General features: G+C 74.8%; 13 protein-coding genes. 6 read left to right on the forward strand and 7 right to left on the reverse strand.

Annotated elements, in window-relative coordinates:
- Position 1 precedes the first annotated feature (1 nt).
- Positions 2-1180 carry a hypothetical protein gene (locus AB0G13_RS09965; RefSeq protein WP_357871589.1) on the reverse strand — a complete coding sequence of 393 codons (1179 nt, stop codon included), beginning with the start codon at positions 1178-1180 and terminating at the stop codon, positions 2-4.
- Positions 1181-1493: 313 nt separating this feature from the next.
- Here AB0G13_RS09965 and AB0G13_RS09970 point away from each other — a divergent pair, with 313 nt between their 5' ends.
- The 3 genes from AB0G13_RS09970 (at position 1494) to AB0G13_RS09980 (ending at position 6280) form a co-directional block, all read left to right on the forward strand.
- Positions 1494-3080: a glycosyltransferase gene (locus AB0G13_RS09970; protein ID WP_357871592.1), complete on the forward strand. Its 1587-nt coding sequence runs from the start codon at positions 1494-1496 to the stop codon at positions 3078-3080.
- A gap of 4 nt (positions 3081-3084) precedes the next feature.
- The gene (locus tag AB0G13_RS09975; RefSeq protein ID WP_357871595.1) at positions 3085-4368 is read left to right on the forward strand and encodes a nucleotide sugar dehydrogenase; all 1284 of its coding nucleotides are present in this window, start codon (positions 3085-3087) and stop codon (positions 4366-4368) included.
- A gap of 169 nt (positions 4369-4537) precedes the next feature.
- Positions 4538-6280: a CDP-glycerol glycerophosphotransferase family protein gene (locus AB0G13_RS09980; protein ID WP_357871598.1), complete on the forward strand. Its 1743-nt coding sequence runs from the start codon at positions 4538-4540 to the stop codon at positions 6278-6280.
- Positions 6281-6335: 55 nt separating this feature from the next.
- Here the strand turns inward: AB0G13_RS09980 and AB0G13_RS09985 are convergent, their stop codons facing one another.
- Both AB0G13_RS09985 and AB0G13_RS09990 read right to left on the reverse strand, forming a co-directional pair.
- The gene (locus AB0G13_RS09985) at positions 6336-6878 is read right to left on the reverse strand and encodes an acyltransferase (RefSeq protein ID WP_357871601.1); all 543 of its coding nucleotides are present in this window, start codon (positions 6876-6878) and stop codon (positions 6336-6338) included.
- A gap of 159 nt (positions 6879-7037) precedes the next feature.
- Positions 7038-7376 carry a DUF952 domain-containing protein gene (locus AB0G13_RS09990; RefSeq protein ID WP_357871604.1) on the reverse strand — a complete coding sequence of 113 codons (339 nt, stop codon included), beginning with the start codon at positions 7374-7376 and terminating at the stop codon, positions 7038-7040.
- 114 nt (positions 7377-7490) lie between these two features.
- Between AB0G13_RS09990 and AB0G13_RS09995 the strand changes: the two genes are divergently transcribed.
- The 3 genes from AB0G13_RS09995 (at position 7491) to AB0G13_RS10005 (ending at position 10079) form a co-directional block, all read left to right on the forward strand.
- Positions 7491-7802 (forward strand): hypothetical protein, encoded by a 312-nt coding sequence (locus AB0G13_RS09995; protein ID WP_357871607.1) that lies wholly within the window; start codon positions 7491-7493, stop codon positions 7800-7802.
- A gap of 141 nt (positions 7803-7943) precedes the next feature.
- The gene (locus tag AB0G13_RS10000) at positions 7944-8600 is read left to right on the forward strand and encodes a response regulator transcription factor (protein WP_357871610.1); all 657 of its coding nucleotides are present in this window, start codon (positions 7944-7946) and stop codon (positions 8598-8600) included.
- A gap of 9 nt (positions 8601-8609) precedes the next feature.
- Positions 8610-10079, forward strand: a complete 1470-nt coding sequence (locus AB0G13_RS10005) for an ATP-binding protein (RefSeq protein ID WP_357871612.1) — start codon at positions 8610-8612, stop codon at positions 10077-10079.
- A 10-nt stretch (positions 10080-10089) separates the two neighbouring features.
- Here AB0G13_RS10005 and AB0G13_RS10010 read toward each other — a convergent pair whose 3' ends face one another.
- From AB0G13_RS10010 to AB0G13_RS10025, 4 genes are all read right to left on the reverse strand, one after another.
- On the reverse strand, positions 10090-11055 hold the full coding sequence (locus AB0G13_RS10010; protein WP_357871615.1) for a TAXI family TRAP transporter solute-binding subunit: 966 nt from the start codon (positions 11053-11055) through the stop codon (positions 10090-10092).
- Positions 11056-11238: 183 nt separating this feature from the next.
- On the reverse strand, positions 11239-11913 hold the full coding sequence (locus tag AB0G13_RS10015; RefSeq protein WP_357871618.1) for a hypothetical protein: 675 nt from the start codon (positions 11911-11913) through the stop codon (positions 11239-11241).
- 102 nt (positions 11914-12015) lie between these two features.
- Positions 12016-12813, reverse strand: a complete 798-nt coding sequence (gene yaaA, locus AB0G13_RS10020) for a peroxide stress protein YaaA (protein ID WP_357871621.1) — start codon at positions 12811-12813, stop codon at positions 12016-12018.
- Between the two features lie 62 nt (positions 12814-12875).
- Positions 12876-14495, reverse strand: coding sequence for a hypothetical protein (locus AB0G13_RS10025; protein WP_357871625.1), 1620 nt, complete (start codon positions 14493-14495; stop codon positions 12876-12878).
- Positions 14496-14501 lie beyond the last annotated feature (6 nt).

Consider the following 14501-nt stretch of genomic DNA (forward strand, 5'->3'; position numbering starts at 1 on the left):
GTCAGGGCGAGGCGGTCCAGATCAGCAGCAGGTAGGAGCCGAAGTAGGCGGAGATGACGGTCATGGTGACCAGCACGACCGCCATCCGTGGCCCGGTGGTCCCGGCCAGCCACCGTGCCACCGGCAGGAGGAGGGCGAACGCCGGCAGCAGGAACCGGGCCTTGGAGTAGAAGTAGCCGGACGAGCCCAGCGTGGTCAGCAGCAACAGGCCGCTGAACATCAGCAGCGGCCACGGCTGCCGGTCGAGGCAGCTCAGCACGAACAGGGCGACGGACACCAGCGCCACCGTCGCCACCATGTACCACTGCAGGGACGAGGGCTCGTCGAGTGCCTTCCCCAGCGCCTCGACCGAGGCCGCGCCGGCGTCGAAGGTGGAACCCCAGCCGGCGGACTGGATGTGGAACCAACCGTCGGGCCGGCCGGTGCGCCAGCCCACCCAGGAGAGGTACCCCACCCACCCCAGCGGAGCCAGCACGAGGGCGACCGCCGCCCGCCAACCGCCGTACCGGCGAACCAGAGCGATCAGCGCGGCGAGCATCACCACGGGGATCAGGGCGGAGGCGGTCGGCCGGGTCAGGCCGGCGAGCAGGCACAGCACGCCGGCGGTCAGCCAGCGTCGGGTCAGCACGGCGTACAGCGACCAGGCGGCGAGGGCGGTGAAGAGCGACTCGGTGTACGCCATCGACTGGACCATCGCGTGCGGCAGCAGGCCCCACACCACCGCGAGCAGGACGCCCGTGCGCCGCCCGTGCAGATGGTTGCCCACGGCGAACAGCCCCCAGGCGGCCGCCAGCGACGCGACCCAGGCGACCGCGATGGCGGTGTTCCGCATGGCCAGCGGCGACAGCGGCTCCAGCCAGGAGACCACGTACGGGTAGAGCGGGAAGAACGCCATGTCGCTCTGCAACCGCTCGCCGGAGTCGTAGCCCCGCTCGGCGATCCGGAGGTACCAGCCGGCGTCCGCCCTGATGCCGATGAGCCGGCCGAACCGGGCGTCCCTCGCGTCCGCCCACACCGCCAGAGTGACCAGTCCGACGGCCCGTACCGCGGTGTAGCCGACGAGAGCCGGCCAGGCGAGGAGCAGGGCGCTTCGCAGCCGGCGGATCATGCCACCGGGCCCGGCGGCCGCGGTGGCGCCGACAGCCGTTGTCTCCCGATCAGGGTCGGTTCTGACGTCCATGACCATGCCTTCTCGACGACCGTCCCCCGCGTCGACCGCCGGGCGAACCGCAGCCCAGGCCCAGTGCTCCGGTGATCGAATTGCGCCCGCGGCAGACTATCAGGCGCTGCGGGCGAGGGACGGCAGCGACGCGGCGGTCCGGCGGGGCGGCCCGGACGCCGGCCAAGGGCCCCCACCAGTCCGGATGGAGCCACCGGCGGCCGGCCCGGCCGCGCGCCTCACCGGGGGCGGTCAGGTGTCACCGACCGTGCACCTGTGTGCCGTACACTCGCCGAGGTTCCGCCCGGGCCGCCGCCACAGCGAGAGGCAGACGATGAGGTTCGACGGGGAGAGCGGCCGGACGAGCGCGCCGGACGTCAGCGTCGTCGTCGCGGTCTACAACACGATGCCCTACCTGACCACCTGCCTGACCTCGCTGGTCGAGCAGACCATCGGCCGGCATCGGCTGCAGGTGGTGGCGGTGGACGACGGCTCGACCGACGGCAGCGGCGAGGAGCTCGACCGTTTCGCGGCGCGGTATCCGGAGACCTTCACCGTGCTGCACCAGGCGAACTCGGGCGGGCCGGCCGCGCCGAGCAACCGGGCGTTGGAGCGGGCCACCGGGCGGTACGTCTTCTTCATCGGCTCCGACGACCACCTCGGGCCGGAGGCCCTGGAGCGACTCGTCACCGCGGCGGACCGGTGGGAGTCCGACGTCGTGCTCGGCCGGATGGTGGGCACCAACAAGCGGTACGTTCACCAGGCGGTCTACGCCAGCAGCGCGCCCGACGTCGACCTGTTCGACAGCGAGCTGCCCTGGTCCCTGTCGAACACCAAGCTGTTCCGTCGCGATCTCGTCGAGCGGCACCACCTGCGCTTCCGCGAGGACATGCCCATGGGCAGCGACCAGCCGTTCACGCTGGAGGCCTGCTACCGCGCCCGGCGGATCTCGGTGCTCGCCGACTACGACTACTACTTCGCCGTGCGCCGGGAGAACGCGCAGAACATCACCTATCGCAGCCGGCACGAGGAGCGGCTGCGCTGCGCGGAGGAGATCGTCGATTTCGTCGCCAGCCTGATCGAACCCGGTCAGCGGCGCGACGCGGTGCTGGTGCGGCACTTCACCTGGGAGGTCGCGAAGCTGCTTCGCAAGGACTTCCTCGACCTGCCGGAGGATGCCCAGCAGCAGGTGCACACGCGGATCCGCAAGCTGGCCGACCAGTACCTCACCGACGGCATCCGGGACCGGCTTCCGGCCGACGTCCGGCTGCGGCTGGCCATCGCCCAGCACGGCGACCTCGCCCAGCTGCTCGACCTGGTCCGGCAGCAGGCCGGCAGCGAACTGCCCCCCGTGACGGTCGAGGACGGCCGGTGGTACGCCGGGTACGTCGGCTTCCGCGATCCGCAGCTGTCGCTGCCGGACGACCTCTACGACGTCACCCACCGCGCCGGCGAGATCATGGCGCGGCTCACCGCGACGGACCTCACCTGGCGGCACGACCCCGCCGGAAACCGGGTGCTGACCGTCACCGCCCGGCCCCCGTGGACGGGCCCCGGCACGGAGGCGTGCGGGCCGCTCCGGATCGGCGTGGGAGAGCTGACCGTCGACGGCGTGGTCTCGGGCGGCCGGGACGGTACCGTCGTGCGGGCGGACCTTCCGGCGGACGAACTGGTGCGGGCCGTGGGCAGCGGGCGCCAGGTGGTGCGGGCCAGGGCCGAGGGCAGCGGGTCCCGCCCGGTTCCCGTCCGCGCCGAGCGGCGGCTGTCCGCGCCGCGCGTCGTCGTCCGACAGGGGGTCCGGTTGTATCTCGTCACGCCCACCGTCAACCACAAGGGCCAGGTGATCGTCGCGGTCACTCCGGTGACTCCGCGTCGGCTCATCGCCCGTCTGCGCCGTATCTGGCCCTCAGGAGGAAAGTAGTTCCATGAACATCTGCGTCGTCGCGCTGGGGAAGATCGGTCTGCCGCTCGCCGTGCAGTTCGCCACGAAGGGCCACCGGGTGATCGGTGCCGACGTCTCCGAGCGGGTCGTCGGGCTGGTCAACGACGGGGCGGTGCCCTTCCCCGGTGAGACCGACCTGGACGTCAAGCTCAAGGAGACGGTGGCCGCCGGGCTGCTGAGCGCCACCACCGACACCGCCGCCGCGGTCGCCGAGTCCGAGGCGGTCGTGGTGGTCGTGCCGCTCTTCGTGGACGCCGAGGGCGTGCCGGACTTCGGCTGGATGGACGACGCGACCCGCGCCATCGCCGCCGGGCTGAAGCCGGGCACCCTGGTCAGCTACGAGACCACCCTGCCGGTCGGCACCACCCGCAACCGCTGGGCGCCGATGCTCCAGGAGGGCTCGGGGCTGACCGCGGGCAAGGACTTCCACCTCGTCTTCAGCCCCGAGCGGGTGCTCACCGGCCGGGTCTTCGCCGACCTGCGCCGCTACCCGAAGCTGGTCGGCGGCATCGACGAGACGTCGGCGGCGCACGGCGTCCGCTTCTACGAGGCGGTGCTGGACTTCGACGAGCGGCCCGACCTCGACCTCCCCAACGGCGTCTGGGACCTCGGCTCCGCCGAGGCGTCCGAGCTGGCCAAGCTGGCCGAGACCACCTACCGGGACGTCAACATCGGGCTGGCCAACCAGTTCGCCCGGTTCGCCGACACCGTCGGCGTGGACGTCACCAAGGTCATCGCGGCCTGCAACACCCAGCCGTACAGCCACATCCACCAGCCGGGCATCGCGGTCGGCGGGCACTGCATCCCGATCTACCCCCGGATGTACCTGTGGAACGACCCGGCGGCCACCGTCGTCCGCTCGGCCCGTGAGGCCAACGCGGCGATGCCCGAGTACGCGGTCGACCTGCTCGCCGCCGCGTACGGCGACCTGACCGACGTCGGGGTGCTGGTGCTGGGCGCCGCCTACCGGGGCGGGGTCAAGGAGACCGCCTTCTCCGGTGTCTTCCCGACCGTGGACGCGCTGCGGCGGCGTGGTGCCCGGCCGTACGTCTCGGATCCGATGTACACCGACGAGGAACTCGCCGCGCACGGCCTGCCGCCGTACGCCGGTGAGCCGCTCGGCGCGGCCGTGGTGCAGGCGGACCACGCGGAGTACCGCACCCTCAGCCCGTCCGACCTGCCCGGCGTGACCGTCCTGGTGGACGGCCGCCGGGTCACCGACCCGGCCCGCTGGGCCGGCGTGCGGCGGGTGGTCATCGGCGGCTGACCGCCGACGCGCGTCACGGGGCCCCGACCGGGAACGGCCGGGGCCCGTCGCGTCGTGGCCGGGCGCGGCCCGCCGGTGGGCCACGCGACACCCCGGCAATACTCGAAGGACATGCCACGTTAAGGTCGCACCTGCCCGGATTCGCCGGTGATCGATAGGGGAGTTGTCTTTGTTCAGCAAACTGCGCAGGCAGCCGGATGCCGGCCTCATTGGCGCGCTACTGCTGTCGTACGCCGTCATGGTGCTGGCCGGGGCCCTCGGCTGGATGATCCCCTTCGCGGTCGCCGGCCTGGCCGCCGCCGCCGGTGAGCTCACCCTGCTGCGCCGGCCGGGCGGCGAGGCGCTGCTGGCGAAGGCCGGGATCGGACAGCTCCACCGGCACCTGGCCCGGGACCTGTCGGTCGTCCTGCTGATCGTGACGACGGTCCGTCCCGGCCCGACGGGGCTGGTCCTGGTCCTGCTGCTGCCCGCGGCGCTGCTGGCGCTCGGCCTCGGCACGGGGGTGCTGGCGCGGCTCGGCGAGCGTGGCGCCACCGTCGCCTTCGTCCGCAACGTCGACCTCGGGCGGTCCTCCGGGGCGCCCAGGCCGCCGGCCTGGGCCGTCGCCGTCGAGGGGGACCGGCTGCCGCTGCTCAACCTGCTGCTGGTGCCGGCGGCCGTGGTAGCGGCGCTGGTCGACGAGGTGACGCCGGTGGTGCTCACCGCGGCGGTCACGCTGGTGGCGGGGGCGCTGGTCGCCGCCGTGCTCGCGCTGGCCTGGCTGCGCGGGCGCGGCCGGGCCACCTCGGCGCTGCCGGCGGCGCAGAACTGGCTCGTCCGGGAGCAGCCGGATCTGGCGCTCTACTTCGCCGGCCCGGTCAAGGACGTCTACCAGGCCAACATGTGGCTCGCCCCGGTCGAGGCGACGGGCCGCCGGGCGGTGGTGCTGGTGCGCCAGGAGGAAGCGTTCCGGGCGCTCGCCGACACCCGCCTGCCGGTGATCTGCGTACCCGCCGGCACCGACTTCATGAACCTCGAACTGGGCAGCCTCCGGGCCGCCCTCTACGTGGCGAACGTGGGCGCCAACATCCACCTGCTGCGCGAGCCGGGCGTGAAGCACGTCTTCGTCGGCCACGGCGACAGCGACAAGCAGGCCAGCGTCAACCCGTACAGCAAGGTCTACGACGAGGTCTGGGTGGCCGGTCCGGCCGGGCGGGAGCGGTACGCCCTGAGCGGGGTCGGCGTACTCGACCGCGACATCGTCGAGATCGGCCGGCCGCAGCTGGCCGGCGTGCAGACCTTCGGCTCGGCGGCCACCGGCCGGCCGTTCACGGTGCTGTACGCCCCGACCTGGGAGGGGTGGCTGGAGGAGGAGGTCTACCACACCTCCGTGGTGCTGATGGGCGAGCGGATCGTCGCCGGCCTGCTGGCCACCCCCGGGGTGCGGGTCATCTACAAGCCGCACCCGCTCACCGGCAGCCGGTCGGCCAAGGCGCGGTCGGCCAACGACCGGATCGTCCGGCTGATCCGCGCCGCCGGCGGGCAGACCGACGCGACCTCGCTGGCCGGCGACGCGCACCTCGTGGTCACCGGCCGGACGCCGGGCCTGTTCGACTGCTTCAACCAGACCGACCTGCTGGTCAGCGACATCTCCAGCGTGGTCTCGGACTTCATGCAGAGCCAGCGGCCGTACGTCGTGGCGAACCCGGCCGGGCTGCCGGAGGACGAGTTCCGCCGCCGGTACCCGACGGCGCGGGCCGCGTACCTGCTCGGTGCGGACTGCGGCGAGCTGGCGAAGATCGTCGCGGTGGCCCGCGCCGGTGACGACCCGATGACCGAGGCGCGGCGGGAGCTGAAGACGTACCTGCTGGGCCCGGACGAGCCGAACCCGATGGAGCGGTTCCGGGCTGAGGTCGACCGGCTCTGCGGCTGACGCGTCGACGCGGGGGCGGTGTCCGGGCGGTGCCGGTCGCCGCCCCCGCGTCCGTTCAGCCCCGCTGCGGCGGGTTGTCCACGTCGCGCGAGACCACCTCGCCGCGCTCGTCGACCCAGCCCTTCGGGCGCGCCGGGTTGCCGGCGACGAGCTGGTACGGCGCCACGTCCCGGGTCACCACGGACCCGGCCGCGATCATCGCGTACTCGCCGACCTCGATGCCGCAGACGAGGGTGGCGTTGGCGCCGATCGAGGCGCCCCGGCGGACGAGGGTCGGGGTGATCGTCCAGTCCGGATTCTGCGCCCGGGGCCGGAAGTCGTTGGTGAAGACCGCGCACGGGCCGACGAAGACCTCGTCTTCGATGGTCACGCCCTGGTAGACCGAGACGTTGTTCTGGATCTTGACCAGGTCGCCGACCGTCACGCCGGCGTCGACGTACACGTTGCGGCCGATGACACAGCCGGCGCCGATCTGCGCCGAGGACCGGACGTGGGCCAGGTGCCAGACCTTGGTGCCGTCGCCGACGCGGGCGCCCTCCTCGACGTCGGCCGTCGGGTGGACGAAGACCGAGGGGGGCGTGGAACTGCTGTCAGTCATGTGTCAACTCGTTCGGTTCGGGGCGCGTGCCGGGCGCCGTCGGTGCCGCGCCTCGGCGGCCACGCAGCCGGCCCCCGCCGCGCGGTGCGGATCCGCCGTACCGCCCGGTACGCGCAGCACGGCCGGGGCGGGACGGGCTCGGCGTAGCATAGCCAGCCGTCAGTCGAGCAGCGCCGCCACCGCCTCGGCGGCCGGCAGGTCCGCCGGCAGCGCGTCGGCGGCCACCACGGCCGGCACCGGCAGCAATCCGTACAGGTGCGGGAAGAGCGCGCCGTCGCGCGACGGCTCCCAGCGCAGCGCGTCGCCCAACCGGTCGGGGTCCACCGTCAGCATGGTCAGCCCGGTGGCGCCGGCGAAGTACCGCCGGGCCGTCCCGACCACCTGGTCGGCGCCGGAGAGGTGGATGAACCCGGACTGCCGGTCCATTGCCGTACCGTCGAAGTGGCCGGCGGCCAGCGCGTCGTCCCACTCGATGGTGGTCAGCAGCTTGTAGATCACCCCGGCAGCCTACGCGCGGCCGGTCCGGCCGACGGCCGCCCCGGTTTCCCCGTACCGCCCCGGTGCCCGCCGCCGGCCGGCATGCTCTGGGCAGCGGGTCGCGGAGGGATGGCGATGGAGAACTACGACGAGGACTGGACCGACAGCCAGCGGGCGCTCTACGACGAGTGCCACCGGGCGGGCGGCGAGTGGGCGGACGACCCGGACACGCCGGCCGAGGACGTGCAGCACGTGATCAACCTCGGCCAGGCGGACGACGACACCCTCCCGGACGCCGAGATCGACTATCCGCCCCTGGTCGACGCGGTCACCCAGGCCACCGGCGAGATCGTCACCAGCGTGCCCGCCAGCCACCACGACCCCGGCTTCCGGGGCTTCGTCGACGGGGTCCGCGACGCCACGGCGGACGAGGTCTTCGGCCTCTGACCTGCCGGCCGACCCGCCGCCGGCGGCCCGGCGCCGCACCGCCGGCGCGGCCGGGGACCGGTCGGTGCGGTACCGGCCCTCCCGTCGCGCGCGTACTTCTGCCACCATTCGGGTCGACAGACCGACGAATGGGGGCCCGGGGTGCGCATCCTGCTGGTCGAGGACGACCGCCGGGTGGCCGCCGCGCTCTCCTCCGCCCTCACCCGCCGGGGGTACGAGGTGGAGCACGCCGCGACCGTCGCCGCTGCCCTCTCCGCCGCCCCCTGCGACCTGGTGCTGCTGGACCTGACCCTGCCCGACGGGGACGGCACCGACCTGTGCCGGGAGCTGCGGCGGCGCAGCAGCCAGCTCGGCATCATCGCGGTGACCGCCCGGGGCGAGGAACGGGACCGGGTGCTCGGCCTGCGGCTGGGCGCCGACGACTACGTGGTCAAGCCCTTCTCCATGACCGAGCTCCAGGCGCGCATCGAGGCGGTGCTGCGCCGCGCGGCGCACGCCGTGCCGGAGCGCAACCTGATCGAGGTGGGGCCCGTACGCGTCGACGTGTCCGCCCGGACGGTCACCGTCGCAGGCCGGCCGGTGGCGCTGACCCGCAAGGAGTTCGACGTTCTGCTCTCCCTGGCCCGGCAGCCCGGCGTGGCGGTGGCCCGGGAGCGGATCCTGCTCGACGCCTGGGGCACCACCTGGGGCGACGGGCACACGGTCGAGGTGCACGTCGGGTCGCTGCGCGGCAAGCTGGGCGACCCCGGCCTGGTGGAGACCGTGCGCGGCGTCGGCTACCGGCTGCGCGGCGAGTGAGGGGACCCCGTGCGACGTCGGTTGGTGATCAGCTACCTGCTGTTGATGGTGCTGGTGCTGATCGCGCTGGAGACCCCGCTGGCGGCCACCCTGGCCACCCGGGAGACCGACCGGGTACGCGCCGACCGGCTCGCCGACGCCACCCGGTTCGCCTCGCTGGCCGGCCCGGCGCTGCGGGGCGGCACGCCCGGCCCGCTCGACAACGAGCTGCGCAGCTACGACGCCCTGTACGGCATCGGCGCGGCGGTGGTCGACCGGGACCATCGGACGGTGGCGGCCTCGGAGAGCTGGCAGCCGGCCCCCGGTTCCCGCGAGGCGCTGGACACCGCGCTCTCCGGCCAGCAGGCCAGCGGGCCGGACGCGGTCTGGCCCTGGGTCGACGGGCCGATCGTGGTGGCGGTGCCGATCAACGACGGCGGTGAGGTGCTCGGGGCGGTGGTCATCACCACCCCGGCCGACGCGGTCCGGCGGGCCGTCACCGTCTGGTGGCTGGCGCTGGCCGGCACGGGTCTGCTCGCCGTGCTGGCCTGCGTGCTGACCGCGTTCGGGCTGGCCGGTTGGGTGCTGCGCCCGGTCACCGAGCTGGACGCGGTCACCCACGAGATCGCCGAGGGCGACGGCGGCGCGCGGGTCCAGCACCGGCTCGGCCCGCCGGAGCTGCGCCGCCTGGCGACCAGCTTCAACCACATGGCCGACGTCGTCTCCGACGTGATGGACCGGCAGCGGGCGTTCGTTGCGCACGCCAGCCACCAGCTGCGCAACCCGCTGACCGCGCTGCGGCTGCGGGTGGAGGAGCTGGGGCCGAGCCTGACCGACGCGGACGGGCGCGCCGAGCACCAACTGGCCCTGGAGGAGACCGACCGGCTGGCCCTCGTGCTGGACGCGCTGCTGACCCTGGCCCGCGCCGAACGGCGGGAGAACCAGCGGGTCACCGTCGACGCGGCGGCCGTCGCCGCGTCCCGGGTCGCCGCCTGGGAGCCGCTCGCCCGGCACCGCCGCATCGCCCTGAGGCTGGTGGTCGAGGACGCCCCGGCGTACGCACGGACCGTGCCGACCGCCATCGACCAGGCCCTGGACGCGCTGATCGACAACGCGGTCAAGTTCAGCGACGCCGGTGGGGAGGTGACGGTGACCGTCCGGCACCACGACGACGGCACCGCGCTGGAGGTCCGGGACACCGGTCCGGGCATGACGGCGAGCCAGCTCGACCAGGCGACCGAGCGGTTCTGGCGGGCCCCCGAGGTGCAGAACGTCGACGGGGCCGGGCTCGGCCTCACCATCGTCGCCGTGCTGGTCGACGCCTCGGACGGGCGGCTCACCATGCGCGGGGCCGAGCCGCGCGGCCTGGCCGCGGGCCTCTGGTTCCCCGCTCCCGGCGACGCTGCTCCCGGCGACCCCGCTCCCGCCGCGCCGGGCCGCGACGACGCTCCCGCGTCGCCCCGCGCCACGGGGCAGCTCGACAGGGGCGTCGGGGTGTAGCGGCGGCGGGTCAGGGCTTGGCGGCGCGGTACCAGTCGGCGGCGCCGGGGTGCAGTGGCAGCGGGGCGGTGGCGATGGCCGAGCGGGGGCTCATCCGACCGGCGGCCGGGTGCGCGGCGGCCAGCTCCTGGCGGCGTTCCATCAACAGCCGGGTCACCTCCCGGATCAGCGGCGTGGGCAGGTCGGCCCGGACGATCAGGAAGTTCGGGTTGGCCACCGTGGTCACCGGGTCCGTGCCGTACACCGAGCGGGGGATGTCCCGGGAGACGTAGACCTCCGGGTTGCTCTCGCGCAGCGGCCCGGTCCACTCGCCGAGGTCGACGATCCGGGTCGCGCTGTCGTCCGTGAGCTGCTCCACCGCCCGGACCGGCAGCCCGCCGGAGAAGAAGAACGCGTCGATCGTGCCGGCCCGCAGCGCCGCGACCGAGTCGTCGAGGCCGAGCCGCTCCTGGCGTACTCGGTCGCCGCCCAGGCGCGCCACCTCCAGCAGCCGGATGGCGGTGACCTCGGTGCCGGAGCCGGGCGCGCCCACGGACACCCGCCGCCCGCGCAGGTCGGCCAGCGTGCGGACGGGACCGCCGGCGGTGGTGACCAGGTGCAGCAGGTCGTCGTACACCCGGGCGACCGCGACCACGGACGGGTGCGCCGCCGGCGCCGCCGGCAGCACGTCGGCCTGGGTGAAACCCAGTTCGGCCTCGCCGGCGCCGACCAGCCGGACGTTCTCCGCCGAGGCGGCCGTCACCACCACGCTGGCCCGGACGTCCGGCAACTCCCGGTTGAGCACGGCGGCCAGCGACTGCCCGAAGGCGTGGTAGACCGCCGTCGGGCTGCCGGTCGCGATCCGGATCCGCACCGGTGGGTCGGGAGCGTCCTGGCAGCCGGCCACGCCGGGCAACGCCACCACCAGCAGCAGCGCCAGCAGCGCCGGCGGGCGGACCGGGCGCGGGCGGACACGGCGGAACCGGGTACGACTCACGGGCTGCACTCTGCGCCGTGCGGGCCGTCGCCGCAACCCGCTACCCACCCGTCGGGCTAGGGCCCCGGCGGCGGGTCGACGATGATGGTCAGTTCGCTGCGGTACGCGACCGAGGCCGGAGCGACGCCGTCGGTCGGCTCGCCGGCGCCCCGCCGGACGCGGACCGGTCCGTTCATCCGCCGATCATGACCGATCGGGCACGTGGGCGGGGCCCAGGGCGGTGCTGTGCAGGATCCGCTGGCGGTCCGGGCCGTCGGCGACGCAGACCAGGTAACAGCCGGTGCCGGGGCGCAGCAGCGCCGGGACGTCCAGCAGGGCGGCCCCGCGCACCAGGATGGCGGCCAGTTCCCGGTCGGTGATCCGGACGCCGAGGATGTGCCGGCGCACGTGCCGCCCACCGGCGAGCAGGGCGGCCCGCCAGGCCGCCGCGGCCAGCCGGGGCCGCCACGCCCGCCGTACGGTCGACGCGCCCGGGACCGGCCCGCCCAGCAGCTCGCGCCGGCCCTGCCGCCAGCCGGTCTCCAGCGTCCTGGCGTACGCCGGCCGGTGCTGGTGCGGCACGGAGAGCCGGTGCAGCTCGTAGCGGCGGCGCAGCCCGCCGACGGTCACCTCGTGCTCGATGGGGACGTCCAGCCGGCCGAGCAGCTGCCGCATCCGGTGCGCCGCCTCCTCCCGGTTGAACTCCACCGACGGGGGGCGGTGCTCCGGCACCGAGTGGCGGGGGCCGACGACGGCCGGCGGGGGTGTGCAGCGCAGCAGGCAGGCGGCCTCGAACGCGTCGGCCAGGGTGGACCAGTCCAGCGGCGGCGGGGTCGAGGGCAGGCGCGGCCGGTCGAGCAGGATCTGTTCGGGAGCCAACTCAGGCACTCCTTGTCGGCGTCGGGGGTCCCTATACCGTGGCCCGTCGACGTTGCCGGGGAAACCGATCGGCCCCAGCCTTGAGGAAATCTTGCGGCAGTCCTACAGCTCCGTGACGACCACGTCGACCTGGCGTGGCCGGCCGGTTGCGACGGCCTGCTCCAGCACCGGGTACTTCAGGTCGCGCAGCGCGGTCAGCAGCCCGTCGACGGTGCGCGGCCGGGCGCCCGCCGTCAGCAGGTCACGCACCAGCCGGCCCTTGGTCGCCTTGTTGAAGTGGCTCACCACCGACCGGACGGGCACGCCGTCGACCTCCCGTTCGTGCAGCACCCGGACGGTCACCGTGCGGTCGGCCACCTCGCCGCGGGGCGCCCAGGTGGCCGCGTACGCGCCGGAGCGCAGGTCGAGCACCGGCCCGTCGCCGGCCGCCGTGGCCATCGCCGGGGCGAGCGCCCGCCGCCAGTACGCCGACAGCGCGCCGACCCCCGGCAGCCGCGCCCCGATCGGGCACCGGTAGGGCGGGATCCGGTCGGTGAGGCGTACCGCGCCCCAGAGCCCCGAGCTGATCAGCACCGACCGGCGGGCGGCCCGCTGCGCGGTCGCCGGCAGCGTGGCGAGGCCGAGCGCCTCGTAGAGCACCCCGGTGTAGACGCTGCCGGCGGGCGCGGTGGCCGCCGCCCGCAGCCGGGCGTTGCGGCGCAGCTCGCCGCGCTGGCCCTCGCTGAGCCCCAGCGCCGCCCGGGCCGCCTCCTCGTCGCCGTCGGCGCTGAGCGCGACCAGCGCCGTCAGCACCTCCTCCCGGGCGCCGGTCAGCTCCGGCAGGGAGAGCCGGGCGAGGTCCAGCCGCCGGCCGGTGCCGGCGTCGGCCTTCCCCTCGGAGGGCGGCAGCAGGATGAGCATCGGTGGACTCCTCGGCTCGGCGCGGCGTCCGCGCGCCGGTCCGGCCAGCGTACGGGCCGCTCCTACCGCCACGGCCGCACCGGCGTCTCCGGGTGGTACACGCGATACCCGGCGACCTCGGCGACCAGCGCGGCGTCGGCCCGGTCGCCCAGCAGCCGGCGCAGCCGCCGCTCCGCCGCCGAGCCGGCCGCCAGCACGTACCCGGGCCGGTCGGCCCGCCCCACCTGCCGCCAGTACGCCGGATAGCGGTTCTGCCCGGGGGTGAGATCGCCGTCGAGCACCGCGCACACCACCGCCTCGGCCGTGTTGAAGATCAGCCGGTTGCAGGTCCAGTAGTCCCCGTACACCTCGCGGGGGCCGCCCGCGCGCAGCCTGTCGGCCAGCTCGCGGGCCTGCCGCTCCTCGACCCGGGACGCCTCGGTGCCGGTGGCGGCGAACAGCACGGTGACCACCAGCGTGGTCGCGGTCAGCGCGGCGAGCACGGCGGTGGCCAGCGCGCCGGCCAGCCGGCCGAGCGCGCCGACCGTGCCCCGCCAGCAGGCGAGCGCCGCCACCCAGAGCGGCCAGAGCACCGCCGGCAGGGAGAGCTGGAGCACCGACAGGTAGCGGGCGTTGTCCAGCGGGCTGGTCGCGGCGAGCGGGCTGCGCACGTACGACAGCAGGGTCAGCGCCGCGCCGACGACCAGCGCGAGGTGCACCACCGGGCCGACCCGCTCGCCGCGCGGGGCGCCCGCGGCCCGGCGGTACGCGAGGACGGCGAGCGCGGCGGCGACCGCCAGCAGCACCGGGTAGAGCAGCCCGAACCAGCCCTGCCAGCGGGCGCAGCCGTCGACCGGGCAGAGGCCGGCGGCCAGCGGCACCCCCTCCAGTAGCCCGCCGTCCAGCCGCCGCGACCACGACGGCGTCGGCCCGGCCTTGGTGCTGATCTCGCGGAACACCGACAGCGAGTCCTCGCCGGGCGGGGCGAGGAGGTTGTCCCGGATCATCGGCGCGATCCCGACGGCGAACCCGGCCAGCAGCAGCACCCCCGCCCAGCCGAGCAGCTCCCGGCGGGCCACCCAGAGCAGCGCCAGCGCGGCCACCGCCAGGTAGGGCAGGATCAGCCAGTCCGACCACGCGGCCACCCCGGCGAGCACGCCGAAGAGGCCGACGGCCAGCCGGCGGTGCCGCACCGTCCGCCGGGCCAGGCCCACCGAGATCAGCAGCATCAGCAGCACCGCGACCTTGACCTCCGGGCGGCCGCCGACCACGGTCAGCTGGTCCCGGACGACCCGCTCCCCGCCGAGGGCCAGCAGGCCGACGACGAACGCGGCGAACCACGGCGAGCAGATCCGCCGGGTCAGCCGGTGGATCAGCCAGAGGAAGAGGGCGTAGAGCAGCAGCAGCGGCAGGCGCAGCAGCGGCCAGCCCGGCCCGGCCACCGCGATCAGCGGCGCGGCCAGGTACGACTCCAGCACCCCCATGTAGCGCTGCCCGTAGAGGAAGACCGGCAGCTCGCGGCCCTGCGCGATGTGCAGCGCGGCCAGCCCGAACGTCGCCTCGTCGCTGTTGGAGACGGGCACCGTGTGCAGGGTCAGGACCAGCCGGTAGCCGACCCCGGCGAGCCCGAACAGCAGCGCGACGAGCGCCGGCCGGTCGAGCTGCGGGCACCACCGCCCACGCTTGCGCACTGGTTGCGACACGACCAA

The sequence above is a fragment of the Micromonospora sp. NPDC023633 genome, assembly GCF_040640035.1.
Taxonomy (GTDB): Bacteria; Actinomycetota; Actinomycetes; order Mycobacteriales; family Micromonosporaceae; genus Micromonospora.